The organism is Streptomyces sp. SID13726, from assembly GCF_010548375.1.
Classification (GTDB): Bacteria; Actinomycetota; Actinomycetes; order Streptomycetales; family Streptomycetaceae; genus Streptomyces.
In genome coordinates this window covers 1-392 of the sequence record NZ_JAAGLY010000806.1, presented here as the reverse complement: position 1 = coordinate 392, position 392 = coordinate 1, and the positions used below count along the sequence as shown (strand labels likewise).

1 pseudogene is annotated in these 392 nt (G+C 78.6%); it reads left to right on the top strand.

Going from position 1 to position 392, the window contains the following annotated elements:
- Nucleotides 1-392 (top strand): annotated as a pseudogene (locus G3I78_RS50410) (hypothetical protein); the annotation flags it as partial.

Sequence of the window (392 nt, the reverse complement as noted above, 5' to 3'; positions counted from 1 at the left end):
AGCACGGGGTGCGGGCCGACCTCGTCGTCGACTCCGCGACCCTCGTGGTCCCCGACGGTGCGGTCGACGCCGTGACGGCGACGCCCGGCGCCGCGGTCGTCGACACCGTGCGCCTCGGCCTCGCGCCCGTCGCGACGGTCGACGCTTCCGGGAGCGAGACGTCCGGGTCGGGCACCGGGCCCGACGACGCGTCGGGTGCCGCCGAGGCCCGCGGGACCGACGTCGCGGGCGTACCTGCCGGATTCTTCGACACCGCCCTGGACCCCGTGGCGCTCGCGGGAGACCCGACGGCGACGCTCGAGGCGGGGGACGTCGTCGTGCACCGGCGCACCGCGCGCGAGCGCGGCTGGGAGGTGGGCGACACGCTGCGCCACAGCGAGGGCGCGACCGCG